Genomic DNA, 26,633 nt, shown 5'->3' with positions numbered 1-26,633 from the left:
TCGCCAGGTCGGAAGGCTGACCGGGCTGTTTCGCTTGAACGAGGCGGCTGCGCACCACGGCGCGGCCGGATTCGGGAGAAGTGACTGAAATGACGGCAGAACTGTCGGGAACCACCGCTCTGGTCACGGGCGCGACGAGCGGCATCGGGCGCGCGACGGCAGTGGCGCTGGCGAAGCTCGGCGCCCACGTGCTGGTGAGCGGTCGCGACGCCGGCCGTGGTGAGCAGGTGGTGAAGGAGATCGTCGCCGAGGGCGGGCAGGCCGCGTTCCTGGCTTCCGACCTCGCAGACGTGGCCTCGGCGCAGGACCTCGCTTCGCGCGCCCTCGCGGTAACGGGACGCGTGGACGTGCTGGTGAACAGCGCCGGCGTGTTTCCCTTCGGCCCCACCGAGGACACGTCGGAGCAGGACTTCGACGCGGTGTACGCGCTGAACGTGAAGGCGCCGTACTTCCTCGTCGCGGCCCTCGCGCCGGCGATGGCCGCGCGCGGCGCGGGATCGATCGTGAACGTGTCCACCATGGTCGCGGAGTTCGGCGCCGCGGGCATGGGTCTCTACGGCTCCAGCAAGGCGGCGCTCGAGCTGCTGACGAAGTCGTGGTCCGCGGAATTCGGCCCGCGCGGCGTGCGCGTGAACGCCGTCAGCCCCGGCCCGACACGCACCGAAGGCACGGCCGTGATGGGCGAAACCCTGGATCAGCTGGCGTCGCTCGCCCCCGCCGGCCGCCCCGCCGGCCCGGACGAGATCGCGGCGGCGATCGTGTTCCTGGTGACCGGCGGCGCGAGCTTCATCCACGGCGCGGTGCTGCCGGTGGATGGCGGACGGGTTGCGGTGTAAGGAGTTCTCGGGTGGGTGAGCCGGCGCTTTTCGGGCGCCGGCTCACCCATAGCTCCGTTGTGGACAAAACCTACTGGTGCTGCAGTTCCTTCGACTTCCGCAACAACCGCAGCGACCGCGAGTCCGCAAAGCCGGCACTGCGAGCTGCTGCCTCGAGAGTCGACCCGTCGGCCAGCAGGTGCTCGGCGTGTTCCAACCGCAGCGTTTGCTGATAGCGCAACGGAGTCATCCCCACCGCGTCGACGAAGTGCCGCGTCACAGTCCGCTCGCTGCAGCCCAGTTCCCGCGCCAGGGACGAAAGCCGCAGGGGTTCCGCGTAGCGCGTCTCGATCAGGTCCTGCACGCGGTGCACCAGGTCGGACAGGTGGTTGCGGTGGCGGAGCAGTCCGGTGACGGGCTGCTGGCCGTTGCGGCGCGCGTAGAAGACGAGCGAACGCGCGATGCGGCCCGCGACGCCGGGGCCGTGGGCGGTGGCGACGAGGTGCAGCGCCAGGTCGATGCCGCTGGCCATGCCGGCGGAGGAGGCGACGCGGCCGTCGACGACGTAGAGCACGTCGCGGACCACGGTGGTGGCCGGGTAGCGCAGGGCGAGGTCGTCTTGGAGGTCGTGGTGGGTGGTGCAGCGGTGACCGTCGAGCAGGCCCGCCTCGGCGAGGGCGACGGTGCCCGCGCAGACGCTCGCGACGAGGCCGCCCGCGGAGTGGTGGACGCGCAGCAGGTCGAGCCCGCGCGGCATGGCCGGGGCGATGCCCGGGGTGAAGCCGGCGCCGCCGGGGACCACGAGGATGTCGTCGCGGCCGAGGACGGGGACGCGGGTCGAGGCGCGCACCGGCAGGCCCTCGGCGGTGGGCACGTCGGGTTCCTCGGCGAAGTAGGCCAGCTCGTAGGGCAGGCCCAGCGAACGCGCGGCGAGGAACACGTCGGCCGCGCCCGCGATGTCCAGCAGGTACGCCTGAGGTGCGAGCAGGAACACCACCCTCGTCATGAGCGCGACGCTACCCGCGAGCGTCCCCCGGACCGGCGGCATCGGCGCAGGTCCGGGGGACCTCGGGTAAGGGTGCTGCCCTCGAGGGCCCGGCAGTGGCGAAACTCGTCACGCCGCCAGCGAAGGCACCTGCTCGCCTTCGATCGGCGGCCCCGGCGGGGTGCCGTCGCCGAACGGACGACCGCCAAGCTCCTCGCGGCCGTGCGGAGTCAGCCAGCCCGACAGGTCGGGTCCGGCGGGGATGACGCCCGTCGGGTTGATGGAGCGGTGCACCACGTAGTAGTGCTCCTTGACCTGGTCGAAGTCGATCGTGTCACCGAAACCGGGGGTCTGGAACAGGTCACGCGTATAGGCCCACAGCACCGGCATCTCGGTGAGCTTCTCGCGGTTGCACTTGAAGTGGCCGTGGTACACCGGGTCGAAGCGGACGAGCGTGGTGAACAGCCGCACGTCGGCCTCGGTGATCGTGTCGCCGACGAGGTAACGCTGGTTCGCGAGGCGCTCGGAGAGCCAGTCGAGACGGGCGAAGAGCGCGTTGTACGCCGTCTCGTACGCCTCCTGGGAACCGGCGAAACCGGCCTGGTAGACGCCGTTGTTCACGTCGCGGAACACCTTGTCGGCGACGTCGTCGATCTCGTCGCGCAGGGGTTCGGGGTACAGGTCGGGCGCGCCTTCGCGGTGGTACGCGCGCCACTCCAAGGACAGGTCGAGTGTCATCTGCTTGAAGTCGTTGGTCACGACCTGGCCGGTCGGCACGTCGACGATCGCCGGCACGGTGATGCCGCGCGGGTACTGCGGGTCGCGCTTGAAGAAGGCTTCCTGCAGACGCTCGATGCCCAGCACGGGGTCGCGCCCGCCCGGGTCGAGGTCGAACGTCCAGCTGCGCTGGTCGTGCGTCGGCCCGCAGATACCCATGGACAGCACGTCTTCCAGGCCCAGCAGCCGGCGCACGATCGACGCGCGGTTGGCCCACGGGCACGCGCGGGCGATCACGAGGCGGTAGCGGCCGGGCTCCACGGGCCAGCCGTCGCGGCCGTCGGCGGTGATGCGGTCGGGGATGTAGTTCTGGTCGCGCTTGAACTCGCCCTTGTCGGCGGTCATGACACCACTTTCGTCGAAGGGTTGCAGGTCACTCGGGGCACGGCTGGGCGCCGTCCGGCTCCAGCGCCGCGGCCACCCGCGCGAGGATCGGGCCCGCGCCGCGGATCTCATCGGGGGTCAGGTGGTCGAACAGGTGCGACCGTACGCGCGCGAGGTGCCCTGGGTAGGCGCCCGCGAGCTTCGACCGACCCGATTCGGTGAGCGACGCGTTGGCCGCACGGCCGTCGCTCTCGCACTTGGCCTTCTCCACCAGGCCGCGCTTGACCAGGCTGTCGACGACGCGGCTGATGCGGCTGAGCGAGAGCGCCGTGGCCTTGGCCAGGTCGGACAGCCGCAGCCACCCCTCCTCGGCCTCGGAGAGGGACACGAGCACGGTGTAGTCGGTCATCGAGATGCCGGTCTCGTTCACGAACTGGTCATCCAGGACCCGCGGCAACACGGTGATGATCCGTATCAACGGCCGCCACACGGCCTCTTCTTCCCTGCTCAACGGCACTCTGTCCACCATATGGGCAGTCTACCGGAATACTTGCTCGCGCAATCAGGTTATGTGGGCTAGAGTCTTGTTGAGCCCTCAACCAAGCGGTTGGGGGAGCGAACCCGAAGGAAGAGATCTCATGACCAGCGCGACCACCACTTACCCCCAGCTGACCGGCGAGTACACGATCGACGCCGCCCACAGCCGCATCGGCTTCGTCGCCCGCCACGCGATGGTGACGAAGGTCCGCGGCGCGTTCAACGAGTTCGACGGCACCTTCACCGTCGACGGTGAGAACCCGGCGAACTCGAGCGCCAAGGTCACCATCCAGGCGCACAGCATCGACACCCGCAACGCCGACCGCGACGGTCACATCCGCAGCAACGACTTCCTCTCGATGGACGAGTACCCGCAGATCACCTTCGTGTCCACCGGGATCACCCAGACCGGCGACACCAGCTTCGACGTGACCGGCGACCTCACCATCAAGGGCGTTGCCAAGTCCATCACCATCCCCTTCGAGTTCGAGGGCTCGGCGAAGGACCCGTTCGGCAACGACCGCGTGGGCTTCGAGGGCTCCACCACGATCTCCCGCAAGGACTACGGCATCACCTGGAACGCCGCGCTCGAGACCGGCGGCGTGCTGGTGTCCGACAAGGTCACCCTCGAGTTCGAGGTCTCGGCGATCAAGAGCGCCTAAACCTCGCCTCAGACCCCGGGTAACCGGGTCGCGCAGGGCCGGCTCACCGACTTCGGTCGATGAGCCGGCCTGTCGGCGTTTCTGGGGGTCAGTTGTCCGACAGCAGGGCTTCGCCGAGACGGCGCCAGTGCGGCATGGCCGACGTGCCCGGCGGGGTGCCGATGACCTGGATCCCGATGTGGTCCGCGCCCGCCGTGAGGTGGCTGCGGAGCTTCTCGACGACAGTGTCGGCGTCGCCCCAGAAGACGAGGGCGTCGATGAGACGGTCGGAGCCGCCGTTTGAGATTTCGGCTTCGGTGTAGCCGAGGCGGCGGAATTTGGCGACGTTGTACGTCGACGTCAGGTAGCGCGCCAGGTGTTCGCGCGCGGCGGCGCGGGCGACGGCCGGGTCGGGTTCGAAGAGGACGGCGTGCTCGACGCCCAGGAAGGCGTCCGGGCCGAGGATCTCGCGTGCTTGGGCGGTGTGGTCGACGGTGACGTGGTAGGCGTGGGCGCCGGAAGCGCGGTCGCGGGCCATCTGCAGCATCTTGGGTCCGTAGGCGGCCAGGATGCGGCGGATCGGCGACGCGGGAGCGGGGTTCGGGCTTTCCACCGCGTCCATCTCGTCCAGGTACGCGGCCATGGCGGCCAGCGGTTTGACGTCGGAACGAGCGCCGCCGTAGCCGAGGCCGAGGACGTGGCGGCCGGGGTAGGCGTCGGCGAGCAGGTGGGCGGCGCCTTGCGTCCAGCGGGCCTCGCGGGACCAGATCTGCGCGATGCCGTTGACGACGTGCATCCGCTGGGTCGCAGCAAGCAGGAAACCCGCGTGCGTCATGGCTTCGCGGCCCAGCAGCTCCGGGACCCAGATCGCGCGCCAGCCCTGTCCTTCCAGCTCCTGCACCGAATCACGCATCAGTGCGGCAGGCTGGTGTTCGAAGTCGAACGTCCAGATCCCGAACTTCCCCAGCCCGTCCATGCCATCTCCTCGAGTCACACATCGAAGTATCGCAGAATTACGATATGAAGCGCAAGCAAGAAGGCGCACAGCCAACAAGCGAGACCTACAACGTCTGACCCAGCGCGGAAACCAGCGAAGCGATCCGCTCCTCGTCGCGCCGGTAGTGCGTCCACTTCCCCACCCGCGTGGACCGCACCAGGCCCGCGCGCTCCAGCTCCGCGAGGTACGCCGACACCGTCGACTGCGCCAGGCCCGCCTTCGCCTGGATGTGGCTCACGCAGACGCCGACATCGAGCACCCCGCCGTCGAGCGGGAAGTGCTGCGCGGGCTCGCGCAGCCACGCGAGCAGCTGCAGCCGCACGGGGTTGGCCAGCGCGCGCAACGCCCGGACGACCTCGGGATCCGCGACTGTTTCCACACCGCCAGGATACCGCGCACGTTTCGCGGTATCCCGATCCGAACTAGCTCCGCCGCAGGTTCTCGATCGCCACGTCCAGCGCGTTCTCCAGATGCTCCGCCGACCCCGTGGACAGCAGCATTATCACCCCGCCCTGCAGCCCGGACAGCAAAGCCGACGCCGCACGCGAAGGGTCGACCGACGATCCCACCTCGCCGGCCGCCTGCAGGTGGCGGATGCCGGCCGCGAGCTCGGCGAGCCAGCGCTCCACCAGCTGCGTCGACACCGCCTGCGCGCCCGGGGTGTTGCGGCCCATCTGCGACATCACGACGTTGAGCGGGCAGAGCTGTCCCTGCTCGGTGTAGTGCGCCACCACGGTGTCGCGCCACGACTGCCACGCGCCCCACGTGCGCAGGGCACTGAGGTAGGGCTCCTGCGAACCGAGCACCTGCTCGGCCTCGAACTCCGCGACGGCCAGCAGCAGCTGCTCCTTGCCCTCGGGAAAGTAGTGGAACAGCTGGCTTTTGCTGGTGCCGGTGCGCGCACGGACGTCGTCGAGCGTGGTGTCGAACACACCGCGCTCGCGGATCTCCGCGGCGGCGCCCTCGACGATGCGCTGCCGGGTCGCGGCGCCCTTGGCGGTGAGTGTCTGGGTCACGAGCACACCTTTCTGGACTTGCCGGTCCAATCTAGCGCGGGCACGGTTGAACCCACCAGTCCATTCCACGAAAGGAAGATCCACCGTGACCTCACGTCTCGAAGGCCGCACCGCACTCGTCACCGGGTCGACGGGCGGGATCGGCGTCGCCATCGCGCGCGCGTTCGCCGCCGAGGGCGCCCACGTGCTGGTGAGCGGCCGCGACGCCGAACGCGGCGAGAAGGTGGCCGCCGGCATCGCCGAAGAAGGCGGCCGCGCCACGTTCTTGCGCGCCGACCTGACCACCGGCGCGGCCGTGCGCGAGCTCGCCGAAGCCGCCGAACGGGAAGCCGGCGGCGCGCTCGACATCCTCGTCAACAACGCCGCCCTGCTGATCTTCCCGTCGCCCACCACGGATCTGGCCGAAGAGCTCATCGACGCCGCGCTCGCCGTGAACATCAAGGCGCCGATGCTGCTCACCGGCCTGCTCGCGCCGGGCATGGCCGCGCGCGGCAGCGGCGCGATCGTGAACCTCGGCTCGATCAACGGCCTCGACGGCATGGCCGGCTCCGCGCTCTACAGCACCACCAAGGCCGCCGTGCACTCGCTGACCAAGTCGTGGGCCGCCGAGTACGGGCCGTCGGGCGTGCGCGTGAACACCGTCGCGCCCGGGCCCACGTTCACCGAGCGCATCGCCGGGTCCGACCAGGCGCTGGAGCGCGTGCAGCCGATGCTCGCGACCATCCCGTCGCGGCGCGCGAGCACGCCGGAGGAGATCGCGAACGCCGTGCTGTTCCTGGCGGGCGACGACGCGCTGAACATCCACGGCACCACGCTCAGCGTCGACGGCGGCTATTCGGCCGTACGGTCGGCCTGAGTCAGAAGGCCGTGCCGCCGTCCGACCAGTTCGTCTCGCCGAAGTCCTCGTCGTCCACCGCCGCACGACGAGGACGCGGCTGCGGTTTCGGAGCCGGTTCGGGCTCCGGCGCCGAGGCCACGGCGGTTTCCGCGGGCTCCCCCGCGGCTTCCGGCACCCCGTTCGGCCACACGCACGGCGAGGTCGCGCCGAGGTACAGCTTGCCGAGCTCGTTGGCCTGGATCGACATGTCGAAGCTATCGGAAGCGTTGCGCACGAACACGTATTGGTCGGTCGGCCGCCGATCGGTGACGACGGTGAAGCCGTGCGCCCGCCACCAGGTGACGACGGCGTCGAAGTGCTCGCCGAACGCCGCCACCTGCACGCCGGTGATCTCGTAGGTCACCGAGATCTCGAAGCGCCCTGGCGGGCCGTCGTCGGTCGGGTCCGTGCACTCGGACCGGTTCTGCGAGAACAAGGTGCGCGACGCCGTGCCCGGGAGTGCCTCGAACGCGGCGCGCACGTAGTCCTCGACCCGGTCGTGGGCTTGTTTCTCGGTCATCGTGGTTTCCATGGCCCCACCTCCGGGGGAGCAGGCGACACAGGTCAGCAGGACGGTCAGCGCGGCGAGCGCGCGGCGGGCGCTCACCCCGGCTTCCCCGCGATGATGCGGCCGAAGCTCCGCAGCGAGGGGTTGTTGTCCTCCCAGTACTGGCTGTGCGCCGCACCGGAAAGCCCGCCCTCGTACCACGGCCCCTTGGTGCCGGGCGCGGAGTCGAAGACCTGGCCGCCGAAGCCCGAGCCCGCCGGGTTCGGGCCCAGCGGGTCGTGGCCGGCGACGCCGACGTTGGTGATCTTGATCATGTCGTGCTCGGCGACGGTGGAGTGCACGTGCTGCGCCATCTGGTCCTGCGGCACGCCGTCGAGGTGCAGCTGGTTCGCGTGGTCGACGCCGACGCCCGGGCTCGCGACGAACACGATCTCGTCGGCGTCGAGGCCACCGTCGCGCGCGGCGTGGCCGACCACCGTGGTGCCGTAGCTGTGCCCGAGCACGGTGTTGTGCGACGGCGTGCCGTCGTGCGAGGCGCGCAGGCCTTCCTCGAACTTCGAGAGATCGGCTTTTCCGTGGTCTGCATAGCTTTCGCCGGCCGCGTCCCACAGTTCGTCCGGCGCGTCGTAGCCGACCCACGTGATCACGGACGGCGAGGGCGAACCCGCCATCGTCGCCGACTGCCACATCTTGTCCGAGCGCCCGAGATCGCCGCCGATCTTCGAGAGCTCGCTGCCGGTGCCGGGCACGTACGTGGCGACATCCGTTGCGGTGTCGGGGTTTCCCGCGGCGACCACGGCTTTGCCGTCGCCACTGGTGTCGAGCTGGACCAGGTACGCCTGCGGCTTGCCGGGACCGGTGCCGTTCAGGCGGTTCTCGATGTCGGTGAGCCCGCGCAGCTTCGCCTTCGCGTCGTCGCTCGGATCGTTCCGGAGACGGGTCATTTCCCGTTGCAGGACAAGGCGGTTGGCGGCGTCACGGTCCTTAACGGGGACACCGTCGAGGTTGCGCACGAGGTCTGGGTTGTCGCGCAGGATCGTGCCCTGCGAGGTGGTCGACAAGCTGTCCCACCACGCGCGGTTGTCGCCGGGCGTGCCGCCCTGCGGCGGGCCGATGGTGGACAGGCCGCTCTGCGCGGCGCCGGCGTCGGCCGCCTGCGCAAGCGTTGTGGCGCCCTGGTCGGTGATCTCCCCGCGCGCGGTGCGCGTGAGGATGGCCGCGAAATCGGCGTCGACATCGGTGGCCTGGCGCAGGATCTGCTCGATCCGGTCGGAGAGCTCGACGCGGATCCGCTCGTCGGGTGCCGCTCCCGGGCCCGGCACGGGGGTGACCCAGCCGCCGTCGTCGATGGCGAACCCGTTGTGCGAAGCCAAATCGTCGGTATCGCGCACGTCGGCGGTGATACGTTCCACGGCCGGCTGTGTCTCGTGCGCGCCGCGCCGCACGGCCGAAGCCTCGGCCACGAGCTGCTCGAGTCTCGTGGTCAACGCGGTGCCGCGAGCCCGTGCGGCCGTCGCGGCGTCACCGGTCCAGCCGTCAAGGCGCGACATGCCTTCGACGTCGCCGTCGGCTGCCAGGAGCTGCTCGCAGCGTTGGTTCAGCAAATCGGCCACCGTGCCGATCGCCCCGGCGTTCCAGCTCCGCACATCGCCCCAGGTGATCACCGGCGCGCCCCGTTCACGTCGTCCGTGGCCTGCTGCTCGGCGCCGCGGTAGCCGCGCGCGGCGTCGTCGAGCTGTTCGCCGTACGCGTCCGTGTCGGTCGCCCACTGCGGCACGGCCTCGTGCCAGACATCGCTCAGCTGCGCCGCCGCGGTCACACTCGTGCCACCCGGCATCCCGGTCGCGATCCCACTGAGCGGGCCGGCGAGGTCCACCGGACGCACGGTCGCGGCCGCGCGGTGGGCGTGGCCCGCCGCCTCACTCACCGTCGCCGGAACGACTTCGAACCCCGCACCCATGCGTACCTCGTCTTCCCCAGGTGACCAGACGACACCGTACGACGAACGGCGTATGCGCGCGGTTCCGAGACGACACCGGAAATCCGGATTGTCTGTACCACCGCGCCTGACCTGGGCACTCTCGCCCTTACCTCGTCCACATATGTGAACACCAGTCACGTGACTGAATAGTTATCAGCCGGTGTATTGCCCACGGATGGGCCGCGTGTGAATGTGTACGGCGAAGTTCGTCGGAACGCGCCGGCGGATTTGGCGGCTGAACGGTCCGTGACGAGGAAAGGCGTCGCGGGCGGGGGAACCAGCCGTTTCACAGCCCTGCGCTGTGAAACTCCGGCGCGCCCAGTCAGGAAATCCGGCTATTCGAGACCCACCATGCTCGGCCCGACGGCGCTGGCCACCCCCCAGCGAACCGGACCGGCCGGCCAGCCCCAGAAAGAGACGGCTCGGCAATGACACAGACAGCCGCGGCGCGGCGGCCCATCAACAGGACCACGTTGTACTTCTTCGGTGCCCTCGGCGGCATCCTGTTCGGTTACGACCTCGGTGTCATTTCGGGTGTGCTGCCGTTCATCGGCAAGACCTGGAACCTGACCGGGTGGGACAAGGGCGTGATCACCGCCAGCCTGTCGGTCGGCGCGATCGTCGGTGCTCTCTTCTCCTCGCGGATGAACGAGAAACTGGGCCGGCGCCGCACGATCATGGTGGCCGCGGTCATCGTCATCATCGGCACGATCGCGGCGAGCGTCTCGCCGAGCTTCGCGCTGCTGATCATCTCGCGGCTCGTGATCGGTGTCGGCATCGGATTTTCCTCGTCCACGGTGCCGACCTACCTGTCCGAGCTGGCCCCGGCCCGCCAGCGCGGCGCCATGGGCGCGCTCAACCAGATCTTCATCGTGCTCGGCATCCTGATCGCGTTCCTCGTGAGCTACGGCCTCGGCCCGTCCGGCAACTGGCGGCTGATGTTCGCCGGTGCCGTCGTGCCGGCCGTGATCCTGCTCGTGGGCCTGATCTTCCTGCCCGAGACGCCGCGGTGGCTGCTCGCCAACGGCCAGGAGGAGCAGGCGCGCTCGGTGCTCAAGAGCTCGCACGGCAACTCGGTGAACGTCGACGAGGAGATCAGCACGATCCGCGACGTCATCCGCCTCGACACGGAATCGGCCAAGACGCGCTTCCGCGACCTGTGGGCGCCGATGGTGCGCCCGATGCTGATCGTGGCTCTGCTGCTCGCCGTCGGCCAGCAGTTCAGCGGTGTCAACGCGGTCAACGCGTACTTCCCGACGATGCTGATCGGCCTCGGCTTCGCCACGCAGGCGGCGCTGCTGTCCGGTGTGCTGCTGGGTGTCACGAAGTTCCTGTTCACCGCGTGGGTGGTGTTCGTCGTCGACCGCTGGGGCCGCAAGCCGCTGCTGCTGATCGGCAACGTGCTCATGGTCATCACGCTCGTCGCGGCCGGGTTCATCGTGATCGAGGTGGACGACGTGACCACCAAGGGCATCCTGATGCTCGTCGCGATGGTGCTCTACCTGGTGGGCTACGAGCTCGGCTGGGGCGCGGTCGTGTGGGTCATGATGGCCGAGGTGTTCCCGCTCAAGGCCCGCGCGGCGGGCATGGGCATCAGCAGCGTGGTGCTGTGGGCCGCCACCGGCATCATCAGCGCGATCTTCCCGATCATCTCCGATCCGGGAGCGCTGGGGCTCGGCGGTTCGATGTTCCTGTTCGCGGGGATCAACGTCGTGCTGTTCGGTCTCACCAAGTGGCTGGTCCCCGAGACGAAGGGCCGCACGCTCGAGCAGATCGAGCTCGACCTGCGCGGGCGCCACAAGGCGCGCGCCAAGGCCGAAGCGGCCTGATCACCTCCGCCCGGACGGCCGGGGTGCGGCGTTCGCGCCGCACCCCGGCTGCCGTCGTTTTCAGGTCCGCGCCAGGTCCACTTCGGACAGAATTTGCCGCGCGGAGTTGGCACAGCGGTGATCACGGTGCTGTACTGCCACCAGAGCGCGAGGAGGTGGCGACATGACCGAGCCGGACGGGACACCGGGCCGGCACCGCGTGTCCGATCCCGCCGAAGGCGCCGGCGAACCCGACGACCTGCCGCTCGTGCGGCCGTACGCGCGCACCCGCACGCCCGTGCACGTCAGCCATGACCTCGCGCTGGAGACACTGGTCTCGACCACTGAGCTGGGCCGCCGGCTGAGCCGCCTGCTGCGGGAGCCCTACGGCAGCGCGTGCGAGCTGTGCGTGTCCACGGTGTCGGTCGCCGAGCTGTCGGCGTACCTCAACCTCTCGATCGGCACCGCGCGAGAACTCGTGGAGGAACTGCTCAACGAGGAGCTGCTCTACGCCCACCCGCCGGTCGGCGCGTACGACGCCCAGGCCCGCGCGCAGACGCTCGACCGCATGCTCGGCGGGCTCGACCGGCTGTAGCACCGCGGATATCCTCGGCGCGGTGACGACTTCCGTGGCCCGGTTCGACCGGTGGATCAGGAACGAGTTCGTCGAGTACAACGCCGCACTGGAAGAGGCGTACTTCGCCGAGCGGCGCGAGGTCCTCGACGGCCGTCCCGACCTGGACGAGCTCAAGCGCGCCATCGTCGCCGAAGGCCACCACCTGATCGGCCGCATCCTCGAAGAGGGCGCGCTACCCGTGGTAGAGCGGGAGAAGTACCAACTTCTCGGAATGGTGGGCTACCACCTCGCTGCCTGCCGGAGGCACGAATCGGTTGCGCCGGGTGCCGAGGAGCTGTCGTCCGCCTGGTCGCTGGCATCGTTGCTCGGGTCCTCGCTGGGTGTGGCGCCGCGGTTCGTTTTCGCGCACCAGGCGATGTACAACCCGGCCAGTGGCGGGCAGTTCCAGACCTTCACTTCGCTCGAAGACGAGGCTGTTTTCCTGACCAACAACGGGCTCGCCGTCTTCGCTTACCAACGCGCGGCCGAGGCCGTTCGGCGGGTTGTTCCGATTGGGGTGTCGAGCCCGCTTTCGGCGTATTTGCTGGAGACGGCGCGGGCGGCGCTGGAAGACGTGCTGCAGTTCAACCGGACGCTGTCGAAGACGTTGGACGTGGAGCGGTTCTTCTTCAACGTGCGGCCGTACTTCAAAACCTATCGCGTGGGCAACGCCGAATACCGTGGCGCGAACGCCGGCGACTTCTCCGCGATCAATGAACTCGACGTCCTGCTGGGACTGGCGACCACGCGGGATCCCTTCTACCAGAACGTGGTGGTGGAGAAGTACCCGTACGTAACCCCCGAGGACCAGGTGCGACTGCGGGCGATCGGTGACGAGGAATCACTGCTCACGCGATTCCTGAGGGAAGCCGAGAGTTCACCCGGCCCGCAGCTGAGCCGCAACGCGGAACTGTTCCTCGCCGTGTGCCGCGCCCATGGTGCCGCGTACACCTACCACCATCACAAGCTTGTTTTGCCGTTCCTCGTCGAACCCGCGAAAACGGCGCCACCGGAACGGCTTTCGGAACTCACCGCGAGCGGTCCGCCGTTGGAGGTCGTGATTTCCGGTCTTTCGTACCTGGCGGATCTGCGTTCGGCCCGCGACCGGCCCGGAAAACCGTCGGCGCGAAAAGACCTCGACCGGCTCCGGGAACTGGCTTCGCCCGGAACCGGTGACGGCCACCCTGCGTCACTCACCGCATCGGCCCAGTAACTACGCGGGTCCGGCGGCGACTTTCCCACCGTTGATTCCGATCGACGAAAGGGAAGTGAAGCCTTGAGACCGAGAATGTGGGCCGGCGCCGCAACGCTGGCCGTGACGGCTCTTGCCATGAGTGCGATACCGGCCGCGGCCGTGACCGGGAACCTGCCTGGCGGATCGAGCATCGCGGTCACCGTGACCGGGCCGGCCGAGGACACCGTGATCCCCCAGGGACCCGCGACCGTCACCGGCACCGCGTCGGTGGGCACCGGCGCGGCGGTGAAGGACACCGGGCTCACCTACGTGCTCGACGTGTCCGGCAGCACCGGCTCCGGCTGCGCGAACACCACCGTGCTGGGCTGCGAGGTCGCGGCGGCCAAGGCGCTCAACAACGATGCGGCGGTCCCGAACACCGTGATCGGCAGCGTCGGCGCGGCCGTGTTCGGCAGCGGCGGCGAGGCGGCCGACGTGCGTCCCGCGGCCGGCGACCAGCCCCTGACCACCCCGACCGCCGACGACAACGGCAACGGCGCCCGGGACATCAACGAGGTGCTCGACTCGGCCGTGATCGGCGGCGTCGGCAAGTTCACCGCGAAGAGCTTCCCGAGCGGCACGGACTACGTCGCCGGGATCAACGCCGCGAAGACCGTGACGAACGCGCAGACCGAGAACCGCAAGGTCGTGGTCTTCCTCTCCGACGGCATCGCGGGCGGTGACGTGCGGCCGCCGCTGAGCTCGGTGCCCGCGAGCGTCACGTACTACACGTTCGCAGTCGGCGCCGGTGCGAGCTGCGCCGGGACCTCGTACCCGGCGAGCTTGCAGGCCATCGCCGACCTCACCGGCGGCACCTGCACCGCCGTGCCCGACCCCGCGAACCTGCCCAACGTGCTCCCGGGCGTGATCGACTCGCAGCTCACCGCGCTGACGCTGTCGGTCGACGGCGGCGGCGCGACCCCCGTGACGAACGTGAACCCCGGGCTGCCCCGCACGGGTCCGGCGTCCGTCACGTATTCCGTGGCCACCGGCGACCTCGCGCCGGGGCGCCACGAGCTGTGCGTGACCGCGCACGGCACCGACGGCGGCGGCCCGGGCACCGTGGCCGACTGCACGCACGTGATCGTGAACGCGCCGCCGGTCGTCGCGCCGGGCGGTCCGTACGCGGGCCAGGAGGGCACGGCGATCTCGCTGGCCGGCACGGTCACCGATCCGGACGGGCCTGCCGGCACGCGGCACTGGAGCGTCGCGCCGGGCTCGGGCGTCGACGCCGGTGCGACGTGCTCGTTCGGCGACGCGGCAGCGCTGAGCACCACCGTGACGTGTGACGACGACGGGGTGTGGACCCTCACGCTGACCGCCGACGACGGTGTGAACCCACCGGTCTCGCGCACGACGAACCTGACCGTGTCGAACGTGGCCCCGCACGTGAGCGTCACCGCGCCGGCCACGGACGCGGTGTTCAACCACGGGGCGGCGGTGGCGGTGACCGCGCCGTTCACCGACGTCGGCAAGCACGACACGCACACGTGCACCGTCGACTACGCGGACGGTTCGCCGCTCGTCACGGGTTCGGTCTCGGAGACCCCGGGCTCGGGCACCTGCACGGCTTCGCACGCATACACGGTTTCGGGCACGTACAACGTGCTCGTGCGCGTGACCGACGACGACGGTGGTGCGGCGACCGCGATCGCGCGGATCATCGTGAACGATCCGCCCGTGGTGGTGGCCGGCGGCCCGTACGCGGGTCAGGAGGGCACGGCGGTTTCGCTGGCCGGTTCGGTGTCCGATCCGGACGGTCCCACGCTCGCCACGCACTGGAGCGCGGCTCCGCAGTCCGGTGTGGACATTGGGACTTCCTGTGTCTTCGGGGATCCCGCCGCGTTGTCCACCACGGTGACCTGTGACGACGACGGCGTGTGGACGCTGACGCTCTCGGCCGACGACAGCCTGCACCCGGCCGTGCTGAAGACGACCACGCTGACGCTGACGAACGTCGCGCCGCACGTGAGCATCTCGTCGCCGCCCGACGGGCAGCTCGTGCTGCGCAACGCGTCCATCGGCGTCACCGCGCCGTTCACCGACATCGGCCGGCACGACACGCACACCTGCACGGTCGACTTCGGTGACGGTTCGCCGGTGGCCACGGGCGCCGTTGCCGAGACGCCGGGTTCGGGCACCTGCACCGCTTCGCACGCCTTCACCGGCGTCGGCGCGCACAACGTGCTGGTCACCGTGACCGACGACGACGGTGGCGCGGCCACCGCCGTGGTCAAGATCGTGTCGTACGTGCGGGCCGAGGCGTGGTCGCTCAGCGCGAGCGGTCTGATCAACGTCAGCAAGACGCCGCTCGCCGGCTGCCCGCCGAACAGCGACCACACCACGGCTTCGCTGAACGTGCTCGGGCTGGCCTCCGTCCAGGCCCTCCACTCCGACTGCACCCTCGACGCGGCCACCGGCCGCACCAACGCGGGCGCCCTCGTCTCGGGCGCGTCGCTGCTGGGTGGCGTGATCTCGCTGAAGGACATCCAGACGTCCTGCGTCGCCGACGAGTCGGGCCTGCACGGGTCTTCCCGCGTGGGCACGCTGAACGGCCAGCCGATCGGCACCGGGCCGGTCACCATCGGCATCCCCGGCGTGGCGACCGTGCACCTCAACGAGACGGTCACCGGACCGAACGGCCAGCTCGCGCAGTACGCCGTGCGGGTGGTGACGCTGCTCGGCCAGGAGATCGTGCTGTCGGGCTGCCGGATGGGCTTCTGACGGCGAGGGTTCCGGGGGTCGTTGGTGGTCTCCGGAACCCGTTCGGCCAATTCGGACGTATGTGACGAGGGAAATAGGGCCGGGGATGAATTGTTATCCCGGCAGGGTGGACAGACCGCGTGGAAAATGTCTTGTCGACCCGATCGGGTGAGTAAGGAAAAAAGTCCACCGGCACATTAGGCGAGGAGGCAGAGAACGTGAATCGGCCCGGCACCCGTCAAGAGGGTGCCGGGCCGCTTCGCGGGGAACGGTCAGCAGCTGATGAGCAGGCTGGTGACTGCGTGGCAGGAGCGCGACGCCTTGTCGTTGGCCGCGTTGGGGTCCGTCGGGGAGCTCGCCTGGCGCTGGGCCGTGGTGGTGAGCGTGCCGAGGGTCAGGAGGCCGGCGCGGGCCGTGAAGCTCGCCTTGGCCGAGGAGCCCGAGGGCAGGGACGCGATGTTGCAGGTGACGGTGCGGCCGGAAGCCGTGCAGTTGGAGGACTTCGAGTACTGCAGGCCGTTGGCCAGCGTCGCCTGGAGCTTGACGCCGGTGGCGGTGGCGGGGCCGGCGTTCTTGGCGGTGATCGTGTACGTGATCTCCGAGCTGAGCACGCCCGCGGGGGCGGCGGTCAGGGACACGGCGACGTCGGCGGAGTCGGTGGCCGGGGTGACGGTGATGGCCGGGCCGTCGAGGGTTTCGAAGGCGAAGTTGTCGCCCACGAACTGGTCCTGCAGGGTGAGGGAGCCGGTCGGGGCGGTGTCCTTGACCTTGAGCGTGAAGGTGACCGTGGCGCTCTGGCTCGGCGCGAGGTCGCCGACGGTCGCGCGCAGGCTGCTGCCGAGCACGCCGCACGCGACGTTGCAGGAGACCACGTCGGCGACGTCGGTGATCGGCGTCTCCTTGCCGTACAGCGCGGCCTTGGCGCCGGTGACGACGAAGTCCTGCGGGTTGTACAGCGTCTCGGTGACCGTGAAGGTCTCACCGCGCTGCAGGCTCGTGGGGCTCACGTCGATAGCGCTGCTGGGCGGGGCCGCGAGCGCCGCGCCGGGCGCCACGAACAGCATCGCGGCGGAGGCCGCCACCATCGAGAGAATGGTGATACCACGCCGACGTCTTTGCTTGTCCATGCTTTCTCACTATTTCGTCCGAGGGGTACCGCTCTGGCATTTTCGGGAAGACTCGGGAAAACGTAGCTGCCCCTCCGTCGCCCGGAGCCCTTCGTTCGTTACAGCGCCATTCAGAGCATCCGCCGCTGATCCACAGTGAGTTTTTCACCTGATGCAGGCAAATCCCGGTGGGGATCAGTCAGGCAGCAGCGGCACCGACATCCCGGGGTCGTGCCCCAGCAATGACCCGCGCGTGATCGCCGCGCTCCCGAACCGGTCGCGGATCCCGTCCACGGCCGTGTCGACAGCCACCCCGTCCTCGATCTCGAACGGCAGCACGAGCTGCACCGACCCGTGCGGCGTCAGGTTCGAGAACGAGATCCCCAGCAGCGTGAGCCCTCGGTCGTAAACCAGCGATTGGGCCTCCACCAACAACTTCCGCGCCGCGGCCAGCAACGTCTCGGTGTGGTCGGTGGCCTCGACCAGCGTCCGCGACCGCGTGGCCCGCGTGAAGTCGGCGAACCGCATGCGCAGCACCACCGTGCGCGTGAGCCGCGACGCCGACCGCAGCCGCCGCGCCAGGCGGTCCACAATGGACACCAGCAGCTCGTCCAGCTCCGCCATCGACCGCCGACGCCGCCCCAGGGCCCGCTGCGAACCCATGGACCGCCGACGCCGCCCGACCTGCACCGGACGCGGGTCCAGACCGTGCGACAGTGCGTGGAGGTGGTGCCCGGCTCCCCGCCCGAGCATCGACACCAGGTCCACCTCCGGCAGCTGCGCCACCTGCCGCACGGTGCGGATCCCGCGTGAGTGCAGCTTTTCCGACGTCACCTTTCCCACGCCCCACAGCCGCTCCACCGGCAGCGGATGCAGGAACTCCAGCTCCCCGTCGGGCGGCACGACCAGCAACCCGTCGGGTTTCGCCACCGCACTGGCCACCTTCGCGAGGAACTTCGTGCGCGCCACCCCCACCGTGATCGGCAGCCCGACGCGCGCCAGCACCTCGGCCCGCAGCCGCTGCGCGATCTCCGACGGACTGCCCGCGATGCGCCGCAGCCCGCCCACGTCGAGGAACGCCTCGTCGATCGACAGCCCCTCGACGACCGGCGTGGTGTCGCGGAAGACCTCGAACACGGCCTTGCTCGCCGCGCTGTAGGCCCCCATCCGCGGCGGCACCACCACCGCGTGCGGGCACAGCCGCAGAGCCTGCGCACCGCCCATGGCCGTGCGCACGCCCAACCTCTTCGCCTCGTAACTCGCCGCCAGCACCACCCCGCCCCCGACGATCACGGGCCGGCCGCGCAGGCGCGGATCATCGCGCTGCTCGACCGACGCGTAGAACGCGTCGAGGTCGGCGTGGAGGATGGGGCCTTCAGTCGACACGAACACATGTTCGCATCGAACACCGACAAAAGCGGTGCCCTTGTCACCTGAATGGCGCAATATCAGCCATCAGACCGCCGCATTCGCGCGAGTGCCGAGGCGACGAGGGCGACGGCCGGGTCGCCGTCCTTGGTCAGCCGCTGGAGGAGATCTTCGGCCGCCGGCAGCTCGGCGAGCGCCTGCGTCAACCGGATCCGCACGGCCGAATCCGACGTGTGGGCGGCGAGCTCGTCGGCCAGCGCGGCCTTGATCGGGCCGGCGCACGAGGCGTCCAGCGACAGCGCGCCCAGGACCTCGGCCGCCTCGACGTCGTTGGGCCCGTCCACCACCATCGCGACGAGCGTCGGCACGGCCTCGGGAAAACCGCGGCCGCCCAACGCCAAAGCTGCCCGCGTGCGCACCGTCGGGTCCGAGTCCCCGAGCGCTTCACGAAGCACCGCCGTCGCGTCCTCCCCCGGCAGCGAGGCGATCGCCCGGACCGCTCGCCGCCGGACTTCGACGTCGTCGGAACGCACACCCGTCGCCAAGCTCGCCAGCCCGTCGCCGCCGGCCCGCGCGAGCGCCCACCTCAGGGCACCCGCGACGTTCTGGTCGGGTTCGGCGAGCACCGCCTCCGCCAGCAGCTCCGCCGGAACCTCCTCCACCGGGGCCAGCGCGGCCTGCTGCCGGCGCGCGGCATCCGGCGAGTCGAGCCCGTGCAGCAGCTCGACCAGGCGCAGCACGTCCTGCCAGCCCGGCGGCGCCGACGCGTCGACCCGGCGCAGCCGCTCCAGTAGCTCCTTCTCGCGCTTGAGCCGGTCTTCGGTCCGCCGGATCAGCTCACCGACCAATGTGGACGGTGCGAAAGCCGGATCCTCCAGCGCTCGGCCGATCTCGCGCAGCGACAACCCCAGCGACCGCAGGCTTTCCACGTGGAAGATCCGCCGGATGTCCTCGGCGGAGTACTCGCGGTAGCCGCCGACGGTGCGGCCGGTGGGACGCACCAGCCCGAGGGTGTCGTAGTGCCGGAGCATCCGGGCACTCACCCCCGAGCGGCGCGCCACCTCACCGATCAGCACCGGCCACCTCCGCCGCACGCTCCGGTCCGAGCGCGGCGATCCGCTTCGCCTCGTCGACGGCCGGGTCGAACGCCGCCTCCGGGTCGCGCAGCAGCCGCTCCGTCGCGCGGGCGTGCGCCCGCACCACCGGGTCGGCACTCGCCAGTGCCTTCAGCAGCATCGGCTCGATCACGTCCCCGAGCGCGACGAGCGCCCGGCTCAGGCTCAGCTTCACGTCCCGGTCCCCCCGTCCGAGCTGCGCTGCCAGCTCCTCGGCCAGCGCGGGTTTTTCCGCCTCGGGCACGAGTACGACGGCCGCCCGCCACGCACTCCGCGCGACCTCGTCGTCGGCGTCGCGCAGCAACGACCGCGTGATCTCGGACCAGACACTCACGTCGCCGATCTTGGACACGGTGTGCAACGCCTGGCTCCGCGCCTGAGCATGCCCGGACCGCAGCTCCACGACGAGCCTGGGCACGGTGAGCTCCGCCGGCAGCCGCGTCAACGCCCACGTCAGCATGTCGCGCACGAAGAAGTCCGGCTCCACCGCGCACCGCGCCACGAGAGTCTCGAGGAGCCCGGGGTCGGCGTCCGTGCCGGCCGCCAGAGCCGCCTGCAGCCGCACCGACGAGTTGGCGGCGCTGAGTGCTTCGGGCAGGTTGGGGTTCTTGTGTGGCGTGTTGATCGGGACCACCTCCTGCAACCCAGTGAAGACCTTGTCACGATGTCAAGGTCAAGTTCGGCCCGCGACTTCACCATCGGGACCGGTCCCCACGCGCCGAACTACCGTGAGCGCATGCCGGGCCAGCCGAGGAATCGGGCCGGCCGATCGGCGATCTTCGCGGCCATCGGCCTCAAGAGCGCGCACAGTCTCCGCGCGTGCCGGCAGCCGGCTCCGTCCCCTGACCGCGCCGTGACCCGGCCGCTCAGCCGCGGAAGCGCAGCCCGTCCAGCAGCAGGTCGAGTAGCCGTCCTGCTTGCTCGCGTTGCGAAGGCTGGCCGGCCGCCAGGGCAATGCCGCTGAGTCCGATGAGGACGTCGTCCACGAGGACGTCGTCGCGGAGGGTGCCGGCGGCGATCAGCGGGGAGACCAGCTGCTCGATGGTCGAGTTAAGGCGGTCGCGGCTGTGGGCGTAGGGGTTGCCACCGGAGGCGATGACGGCGCGCAGGGCGTCGGACATGCCGATCTTCGTGGTCATGTAGTCGACGAAGCGGTCCATCCACGTGCGCAATGCCTCGTAGTGCGGCAGCTCCTGCAGCAGCGCGGGGCCGGCGTCGCACAGCTGGTCCAGCTCGTTGCGGTACGCGGCCTCGATCAGGGCCTCGCGCGTCGGGAAGTGGCGGTACAGCGTGCCGATGCCGACGCCGGCGTCCTTGGCGATCGCGTCGAGCGTGGCGTCGAGGCCCTTCTCGGAGAACAGCCGCACCGCGGACGCGAGCAGGAGGTCGCGGTTGCGCCGTGCGTCCGCGCGTTGTGGTCTGGTCACAGCGGCTTGGTCACCTCTCCCCTTTTCCTTCCCGTCAACTCAAGCATACTTGCGAACGGAGGGTCCTCCGGTTAGTGTCGGACTCAACCGGAGACTCCTCCGCATCGAGTCCAGAACAGGAACGCCATGCGCATCACCACTCCGTTCACCAGGGAGTCCACCGCCGCCGACGTCAGCGCGGGCGTCGATCTCACCGGCCGCCGCGCGATCGTCACCGGGGGCGCGTCCGGCATCGGCGTCGAGACGGCCCGCGCGCTCGCGCAGGCCGGAGCCGAGGTCACGCTGGCCGTCCGCAACACCGAGGCCGGGCACCGCACGGCCCAGGCGATCACGGCGGCCACGGGCAACGCGGCAGTCGACGTCAAGCACCTCGAGCTGGCCGACCGCGCCTCCGTCGCCAAGCTGGCGAGCGACTGGCAGGGCCCGCTCCACATCCTCGTGAACAACGCCGGCGTAATGGCCGAACCGCTCAACCGCACGCCGGAAGGCTGGGAGCACCAGTTCGCCACCAACCACCTCGGCCACTTCGGCCTCGCGCTCGGCCTGCACGACGCCCTCGCCCAAACCGGCGACGCACGCATCGTGGCCGTGAGCTCCAGCGCCCACCTGCGCTCGGGCATCGTCTTCGACGACATCCACTTCGAACGCCGCGAGTACGACCCGTGGTCCGCCTACGGCCAGTCGAAGTCCGCGAACGTGCTCTTCGCCGTCGAGGCCACGCGGCGCTGGGCCACCGACGGCATCACCGCCAACGCCCTCATGCCCGGCGGCATCCGCACCAACCTGCAGCGCCACCAGGCCGACGACCCCGAGTTCGCCGAGATCGCCAGGACCTACGCGTGGAAGACCACCGAGCAGGGCGCGTCGACCTCGGTGCTGCTCGCCGTGTCTCCCCTGCTGGCCGGCGTCGGCGGCCGCTACTTCGAGGACAACAACGAAGCCGAGCCCCACGTCCCGCCGTCACACGACGGCGTCGCGGCCCACGCGCTCGACCCCGAAGTCGCGACGCTGCTGTGGGAGGTCTCGCTGGAGCTGCTCGCGCGCTGACCCGACGGTCGGCCTGCGCCGCTCGGGTCGTTCGGGCCGGATCAGCGTGCGGGTGCGCGCGATGTCTGCTTAGGGTCGTTCGGTGCGGCTCGTGCTGTTCGACCTCGACAACACCCTCGTCGACCGGGCGGAGGGTTTCCGGCGCTGGGCTTGGGAGTTCTGCGCGGAACACCGCCTGACGCCCGACGACGCCGCCTGGCTCGCGACCGCCGACCAGGACGGGCTCGCCCCGCGCGACGTCTTCTTCAAGGACGTGCGCGACCGGTTCGCCTTGCGGGACACCGCCGCGGAGCTGCTCGAGTCGTACCGGCAGCGGCACCCGGCCTTGATCCCCGCCGCGCCGGGCGTGCTGGCCGGCTTGCCGCGGTTGCGGGGGGCGGGCTGGCGGATCGGCGTGGTGACCAACGGCAACGCCGAGCAGCAGCTCGCCACCCTGCTGTGCACGGGCGTCGCGGGGCTCGTGGACGGGTGGGCGATCTCGGAACACGAAGGCGTCGGCAAGCCGGACCGGCGGCTGTTCGAGATCGCGGCGGCACGCTGCGAGGCGCCGTTGCGCGACGGCTGGATGGTCGGCGACGGCGAAGAGACCGACGTCGCCGGCGGCCGGGCCGCGGGGCTGCACACGGTGTGGGTCGATCGCGGGCGCGCGTGGGATGGGGACGAAAAGGCCCCGGACCACATCGTTGCCGACGCGGCCGGGGCCATCGAGCTGCTGCTGGAGTGAGCGATCAGCTCTCGGAGTCGATCTTCCACACGCCGTTGTCGTTGACCATGTGGTACGTGTGGTGGTTGGTCTGGCTGGCCCCACTGGCGGACACGTAGGTGATGTCAGCGCTGAGCATGTCGGTGCCGATCGACTTCACGTTGCTCGCGCGCGCGGACTTGTAGTCGTCCCAGAAGTTCTGGTACGTGGCGAAAGTCTGGTGCTTGCTCGCCTTGAAGCTGTCCGTGAGCAGGCCGAAGCCCTGCTGCAGGTCGCCGGGAATGAGCGAGAAGTAGTTCGTCAGCGCGGCCTCCATCGACTGCGGCGAGTTGACCGAGCTGCTCGACGACGTCGGTGACGACGGTGGGCTGCTGGGTGCCGACGGGGCGCTCGAAAGCGGTGTCGTCGGCGTAGTCGGCGGGTTCGTGGTCGGAGCCGGGGAGTTCGCGGACGACGAGTTGACCACCGGCGACGCACCACCGGCGGTCGGGGTCGTGCCGCTGTTGCGGTTCACCAGCACGATCACCACGACGATGACCACCACGAGCACCGCGCCGAGGCCGGCGAGGACCATCGAGCGCCGTCTTCGATCGACGGGTGCCGGGGCGGGAGTCGTCGGAGCGACGGCCGGAGCCGGAGCGGCCGGGATCGGCGCGGGCACCGTCAGCGGGATCGGCACCGACGCGACGGGCGTGACGCCGCCGTCGAGCTCCCGCAGCTCGGTGAGCACCTCGGCCATCGACGGCCGGTCTTCGGGCTTGAGCTCCAGCAGCTTCAGCAGCAGCGGCTCCAGTTTCCCCGCCTGCTTCGGCGGGGTGATCGAACCGCTGGACACGCGGTACAGCAACGCGATCGCGTTGTCCGCCGTGCCGAACGGCGGCGCGCCCTCCACCGCCATGTAGAGCGTGGCGCCGAGGGCGAAGACGTCGGAAGCGAACATGGCTTCTTCGCCGCGCGCGACTTCGGGCGCGAGGAACGCGGGCGTACCGGAGATTTCGCCCGTCGCCGTCAGCGTGACGTCGCCGACCGCGCGGGAGATGCCGAAGTCGGTGACCTTGACGGTGCCGTCTTCGCCGAGCAGGACGTTGCCCGGCTTCACGTCGCGGTGCACGATGCCGGCGCGATGCGCGGCGGTGAGCACGCCGGCCAGTTGCACGGCGATGGGGATGACCTCGTCGACGGTCAGCGGGCCGTCGTCGTGCAGCTTCGCCGAGAGGCTGCGCGAGGGGAGGTACTCCATGATCAGCCACGGGCGGTCTTCGTACTCGACCACGTTGAACACGGAGATGGCGTTGGGGTGCTGCAGGCGCGCGGCGATGCGAGCCTCGCGCATGGCGCGGCTCTTCGCCTCGGCGACCTTCTCCTCGCCTTGGTTCATCGGCATGAGGAGTTCTTTCACCGCGACGACGCGGCCGAGGATCTTGTCCTCGCCGCGCCAGACCATGCCCATGGCGCCGCTGCCGATGAGCTCGACGAGCTGGTAGCGACCGGCGATCTGCCGGCTCTCCTCGGTCAACGAAAAACCCCTCAGTGCGACGTTCACGGACGGCGATCGCCAAGTTTTTCACGGCGCTCGCCCGGGTGTCCCTACGACCCACCGGTGAGTGCGGGGGTTGCTCCGTGTGGCCGACCCGGGACACTCTGATCATATGAGCGCCGAGGCCCCGTCATTCCGAAACGTGTTCGGCGTGACCGAATTCCGGGCCCTGTGGCTCGCGCACGTGCTGTCGGTCGCCGGTGATCAACTGGCTCGCGTCGCGCTCACGGTTCTCGTGTTCGACCGTACCGAATCCGCGGGCTGGGCGGCGCTCACGTACGCGTTGACTTACCTGCCCGATCTGCTCGGCGGCGCGCTCGGCGGCCTTGCCGACCGGTTCCCGCGCCGCACGGTGCTCGTGGTGGCCGACGTGCTGCGCGCCGTGCTCGTGGCCGTGATGGCGATTCCCGGGCTGCCGTGGCCGGTCGCGGCGGCGTTGCTGGTGGCCGTGCAGCTGGCGGCGGGACCGTTCCAGGCGGCGCGGCAGGCCGTGCTGCCGGACATCCTCGGGCCGGACCGGTTGCCCGTCGGCCAGGCGATGTTGTCCTCGACGTACCAGGCGGCGCTCGTGATCGGCTTCGGCGCCGGCGCGGCGGTGGTCGCGTGGCTCGGGGTGACGGGCGCGCTGGCGGTGGACGCGGTGACGTTCGCGGTGTCGGCACTCGCGCTGCGCTGCGGGCTGCGGCCGCACCCTGTCGACGTCGTCGAGCGGGGTCCCGCGGCGGCCTCCCAGTGGGCTTCGCTCGTCGCGGGCTGCCGGCTGGTCGGGCGAGACCGGCGGCTGCGGTCGTTGCTGGCGATCGCGTGCTGCAGCGGGTTCTACGTGGTGCCCGAAGGCCTGGCCGTGCCGATCGCCGCACAGCTCGGCGGCACGGGGGTGCTGCCGTGGCTGCTCATCGCCAACCCCGTCGGGTCGCTGCTCGGCGCGGTGCTGCTCAGCCGGCTGCCACGCGTACGTCAGGCGCGGCTGCTGGGGCCGCTCGCCATGGCGACCAGCCTGATGCTGCTGCCGACGGCCTGGACACCCGGGCTCGTCGTGATCGTGGTTTTGTGGACTTTGTCCGGGATGTTCTCCGCGCACGACTTGATCACGCAGGTGCAGTACAGCCTGGCCGCCCCGCCCGAGCAGCGCGGCCAGGTGATCGGCGTCGCGATCGCAGCGCTGCGGGCGTCGCAGGGCCTCGCCATCGCGGCCGCCGGGGCGCTCGCGCAAGTGCTCGCGCCCACGACCGTGGTGGCCGTCGCGGCCGTCGCCGGTGCGACGGTCGCCGCCCTCGCCGCCACGGCGTGGCTGCGCGCGGCGTGGCCCCGTCGAAGTCCTCTCGACGGGGCCACGCCACCTGCCGCGTCCTGAACCTCACGGCTCACGTCCGGCGACCGACCCACCTCCTCGTGGTGCTCGTGGTGCTCGCGGCTCTCGTGCACGGTCGGGCCCGCTCGCGGGCAGGACTCACGTCCAGTTGTTGTCACGCATGCCTTTCACCCCCTCGTCGGGTGTTCGCCGGGCTCGGTTCAGCAGGTCCAGTTGTTGTCGCGCACCTGGCGCTCCTCTCGGCTGGTCGGGGTCGTCTCGGTCGGGGTCGTCTCGGTTGTCGGGCGGGGTTCAGCGGGTCCAGTTGTTGTCACGCACGTGCTTCTCCTCTCGGGCTCGTCGGGGTCGCCTGCGGGGATCAGCGAGTCCAGTTGTTGTCGCGCACCTGGCGCTCCTCTCGGCTCGTCGGAGTTGTCGGGGTTATCGGGGTTGTCGGGCGGGGATCAGCGGGTCCAGTTGTTGTCACGCACGCGCGGCTCCTCTCCACTCGTCACGGACGTTGGCCACTTGCGTCAGCGGGTCCAGTTGTTGTCACGCACCGGCGTCTCCTCTCCGTTCGTCGTGTTCGTTGGTCTGACCTCAGGACCTCAGCGGGCCCAGTTGTTGTCACGCATCGCCGAAACCTCCTTCCCTGCCAGTGCTTCGTCGGGCTCGTCGGTCACCAGTTGTTGTCACGCACGGCTATACCCCCTTTCACCTCGGCTGTTCAGCGGACTTCGGCCGTCACCAGTTGTTGTCCCGCACGGCCGGACCTCCTTTCCACGTCGCGGTTCGCCAACAGTTCGGACTCACCAGTTGTTGTCCTGCACCGTGGACACCTCCTCCCGCAGAACGCACCGAAAACACCGGAACTCTCGACCTCAGGTCGAGCTCAACGGTCCAGACCACTCAGGCGGAGACCGTCCAGTTGTTGTCGCGCACCGTCGTCACCTCCTCGCCAGGGCCGCGCCGACCGGCGGTTTCGCTGAGCCCGCCGGTCACCGATCGTGGTTGTCGCACGTCAGTGGCTTCAGTGGCCGGAGGCCGCGGATTCCCAGGTACGCCAAGGAATCGCGGCGGGCCACCACTACGCTCAGTGGTCACCTCCCCTCTGCGCAGGCCGGGCACTGGGCTGTCCGGGCGAAATTCCCCGGCCAGGTCCCAGAGTCCGGACCACGGGCGGCACACGGCGCGCCCCGTCGTTTACGGTAGAAGCCAAC

The 26,633-nt window shown here is 70.1% G+C and carries 25 protein-coding genes; 10 read left to right on the top strand and 15 right to left on the bottom strand.

All coding sequences use genetic code 11. The features are described 5' to 3' along the window. Positions 1–89 precede the first annotated feature (89 nt). Positions 90–836: an SDR family NAD(P)-dependent oxidoreductase gene (locus K1T34_RS25385; RefSeq protein WP_220246675.1), complete on the top strand. Its 747-nt coding sequence runs from the start codon at positions 90–92 to the stop codon at positions 834–836. Positions 837–906: 70 nt separating this feature from the next. On the opposite strand, the gene K1T34_RS25380 is transcribed toward K1T34_RS25385, so the two are convergent. The 3 genes from K1T34_RS25380 to K1T34_RS25370 form a co-directional block, all read right to left on the bottom strand. Beyond that, complete coding sequence (locus tag K1T34_RS25380; RefSeq protein WP_220246674.1) at positions 907–1,821, bottom strand: GlxA family transcriptional regulator; 915 nt, start codon at positions 1,819–1,821, stop codon at positions 907–909. A gap of 108 nt (positions 1,822–1,929) precedes the next feature. After that, entirely contained in the window at positions 1,930–2,922 is a 993-nt protein-coding gene (locus tag K1T34_RS25375; RefSeq protein ID WP_220246673.1) for a glutathione S-transferase family protein, read from the bottom strand. A 28-nt stretch (positions 2,923–2,950) separates the two neighbouring features. Further along, positions 2,951–3,430 (bottom strand): MarR family winged helix-turn-helix transcriptional regulator, encoded by a 480-nt coding sequence (locus tag K1T34_RS25370; protein ID WP_220246672.1) that lies wholly within the window; start codon positions 3,428–3,430, stop codon positions 2,951–2,953. Positions 3,431–3,539: 109 nt separating this feature from the next. On the opposite strand from K1T34_RS25370, the gene K1T34_RS25365 reads away from it, so the two are divergent. Then, on the top strand, positions 3,540–4,100 hold the full coding sequence (locus tag K1T34_RS25365) for a YceI family protein (protein WP_220246671.1): 561 nt from the start codon (positions 3,540–3,542) through the stop codon (positions 4,098–4,100). A gap of 88 nt (positions 4,101–4,188) precedes the next feature. Here the strand turns inward: K1T34_RS25365 and K1T34_RS25360 are convergent, their stop codons facing one another. The 3 genes from K1T34_RS25360 to K1T34_RS25350 form a co-directional block, all read right to left on the bottom strand. After that, positions 4,189–5,055: a TIGR03620 family F420-dependent LLM class oxidoreductase gene (locus tag K1T34_RS25360; RefSeq protein ID WP_220246670.1), complete on the bottom strand. Its 867-nt coding sequence runs from the start codon at positions 5,053–5,055 to the stop codon at positions 4,189–4,191. An 85-nt stretch (positions 5,056–5,140) separates the two neighbouring features. Further along, the gene (locus K1T34_RS25355) at positions 5,141–5,455 is read right to left on the bottom strand and encodes a helix-turn-helix transcriptional regulator (RefSeq protein WP_220246669.1); all 315 of its coding nucleotides are present in this window, start codon (positions 5,453–5,455) and stop codon (positions 5,141–5,143) included. 43 nt (positions 5,456–5,498) lie between these two features. Then, positions 5,499–6,092: a TetR/AcrR family transcriptional regulator gene (locus K1T34_RS25350; protein ID WP_255638699.1), complete on the bottom strand. Its 594-nt coding sequence runs from the start codon at positions 6,090–6,092 to the stop codon at positions 5,499–5,501. A gap of 85 nt (positions 6,093–6,177) precedes the next feature. Between K1T34_RS25350 and K1T34_RS25345 the strand changes: the two genes are divergently transcribed. Beyond that, complete coding sequence (locus K1T34_RS25345) at positions 6,178–6,948, top strand: SDR family NAD(P)-dependent oxidoreductase (protein ID WP_220247902.1); 771 nt, start codon at positions 6,178–6,180, stop codon at positions 6,946–6,948. Between the two features lies 1 nt (position 6,949). Here K1T34_RS25345 and K1T34_RS25340 read toward each other — a convergent pair whose 3' ends face one another. From K1T34_RS25340 to K1T34_RS25330, 3 genes are read right to left on the bottom strand one after another with little or no spacing between them, the layout of a single operon-like run. Next, positions 6,950–7,576 carry a hypothetical protein gene (locus tag K1T34_RS25340; protein ID WP_360588343.1) on the bottom strand — a complete coding sequence of 209 codons (627 nt, stop codon included), beginning with the start codon at positions 7,574–7,576 and terminating at the stop codon, positions 6,950–6,952. Then, a complete protein-coding gene (locus tag K1T34_RS25335) occupies positions 7,573–9,141 on the bottom strand; it encodes an alpha/beta hydrolase (RefSeq protein WP_220246667.1) in 1,569 nt (522 codons plus the stop codon). The genes K1T34_RS25340 and K1T34_RS25335 overlap by 4 nt, the downstream gene beginning before the upstream one ends. Continuing rightward, positions 9,138–9,437, bottom strand: coding sequence for a hypothetical protein (locus K1T34_RS25330; RefSeq protein WP_220246666.1), 300 nt, complete (start codon positions 9,435–9,437; stop codon positions 9,138–9,140). Before K1T34_RS25330 ends, K1T34_RS25335 begins: the two co-directional genes overlap by 4 nt. Before the next feature lie 449 nt (positions 9,438–9,886). Here K1T34_RS25330 and K1T34_RS25325 point away from each other — a divergent pair, with 449 nt between their 5' ends. From K1T34_RS25325 to K1T34_RS25310, 4 genes are all read left to right on the top strand, one after another. Further along, on the top strand, positions 9,887–11,287 hold the full coding sequence (locus K1T34_RS25325; protein ID WP_220246665.1) for a sugar porter family MFS transporter: 1,401 nt from the start codon (positions 9,887–9,889) through the stop codon (positions 11,285–11,287). 163 nt (positions 11,288–11,450) lie between these two features. Continuing rightward, a complete protein-coding gene (locus K1T34_RS25320) occupies positions 11,451–11,861 on the top strand; it encodes a DUF742 domain-containing protein (RefSeq protein WP_220246664.1) in 411 nt (136 codons plus the stop codon). A gap of 22 nt (positions 11,862–11,883) precedes the next feature. Beyond that, the gene (locus tag K1T34_RS25315) at positions 11,884–13,095 is read left to right on the top strand and encodes a monodechloroaminopyrrolnitrin synthase PrnB family protein (protein WP_220246663.1); all 1,212 of its coding nucleotides are present in this window, start codon (positions 11,884–11,886) and stop codon (positions 13,093–13,095) included. Positions 13,096–13,212: 117 nt separating this feature from the next. Next, positions 13,213–15,840: a PKD domain-containing protein gene (locus tag K1T34_RS25310; RefSeq protein ID WP_220246662.1), complete on the top strand. Its 2,628-nt coding sequence runs from the start codon at positions 13,213–13,215 to the stop codon at positions 15,838–15,840. A 251-nt stretch (positions 15,841–16,091) separates the two neighbouring features. Here K1T34_RS25310 and K1T34_RS25305 read toward each other — a convergent pair whose 3' ends face one another. From K1T34_RS25305 to K1T34_RS25285, 5 genes are all read right to left on the bottom strand, one after another. Continuing rightward, entirely contained in the window at positions 16,092–16,904 is an 813-nt protein-coding gene (locus K1T34_RS25305; RefSeq protein WP_220246661.1) for a DUF11 domain-containing protein, read from the bottom strand. Positions 16,905–17,120: 216 nt separating this feature from the next. Next, positions 17,121–18,317 carry a DNA polymerase IV gene (gene dinB, locus K1T34_RS25300; RefSeq protein ID WP_220246660.1) on the bottom strand — a complete coding sequence of 399 codons (1,197 nt, stop codon included), beginning with the start codon at positions 18,315–18,317 and terminating at the stop codon, positions 17,121–17,123. Positions 18,318–18,373: 56 nt separating this feature from the next. Next, positions 18,374–19,369 carry a HEAT repeat domain-containing protein gene (locus tag K1T34_RS25295; protein ID WP_220246659.1) on the bottom strand — a complete coding sequence of 332 codons (996 nt, stop codon included), beginning with the start codon at positions 19,367–19,369 and terminating at the stop codon, positions 18,374–18,376. Then, positions 19,356–20,042 (bottom strand): HEAT repeat domain-containing protein, encoded by a 687-nt coding sequence (locus K1T34_RS25290; protein ID WP_220247405.1) that lies wholly within the window; start codon positions 20,040–20,042, stop codon positions 19,356–19,358. The genes K1T34_RS25295 and K1T34_RS25290 overlap by 14 nt, the downstream gene beginning before the upstream one ends. A gap of 232 nt (positions 20,043–20,274) precedes the next feature. Beyond that, on the bottom strand, positions 20,275–20,835 hold the full coding sequence (locus K1T34_RS25285) for a TetR/AcrR family transcriptional regulator (RefSeq protein WP_220246658.1): 561 nt from the start codon (positions 20,833–20,835) through the stop codon (positions 20,275–20,277). 126 nt (positions 20,836–20,961) lie between these two features. Here K1T34_RS25285 and K1T34_RS25280 point away from each other — a divergent pair, with 126 nt between their 5' ends. Together K1T34_RS25280 and K1T34_RS25275 are read left to right on the top strand one after the other, a co-directional pair. Further along, positions 20,962–21,882, top strand: a complete 921-nt coding sequence (locus K1T34_RS25280) for an SDR family NAD(P)-dependent oxidoreductase (RefSeq protein ID WP_220246657.1) — start codon at positions 20,962–20,964, stop codon at positions 21,880–21,882. An 82-nt stretch (positions 21,883–21,964) separates the two neighbouring features. Next, on the top strand, positions 21,965–22,606 hold the full coding sequence (locus K1T34_RS25275) for an HAD family hydrolase (protein WP_220246656.1): 642 nt from the start codon (positions 21,965–21,967) through the stop codon (positions 22,604–22,606). Between the two features lie 4 nt (positions 22,607–22,610). Here K1T34_RS25275 and K1T34_RS25270 read toward each other — a convergent pair whose 3' ends face one another. Continuing rightward, on the bottom strand, positions 22,611–24,101 hold the full coding sequence (locus K1T34_RS25270) for a serine/threonine-protein kinase (RefSeq protein ID WP_220246655.1): 1,491 nt from the start codon (positions 24,099–24,101) through the stop codon (positions 22,611–22,613). 133 nt (positions 24,102–24,234) lie between these two features. On the opposite strand from K1T34_RS25270, the gene K1T34_RS25265 reads away from it, so the two are divergent. After that, on the top strand, positions 24,235–25,476 hold the full coding sequence (locus tag K1T34_RS25265; protein ID WP_220246654.1) for an MFS transporter: 1,242 nt from the start codon (positions 24,235–24,237) through the stop codon (positions 25,474–25,476). Positions 25,477–26,633: the final 1,157 nt, after the last annotated feature.

Source organism: Amycolatopsis sp. DSM 110486, from assembly GCF_019468465.1.
In the GTDB taxonomy this organism is placed as follows: domain Bacteria; phylum Actinomycetota; class Actinomycetes; order Mycobacteriales; family Pseudonocardiaceae; genus Amycolatopsis.
This window is presented reverse-complemented; position numbering and strand designations above follow the sequence as displayed.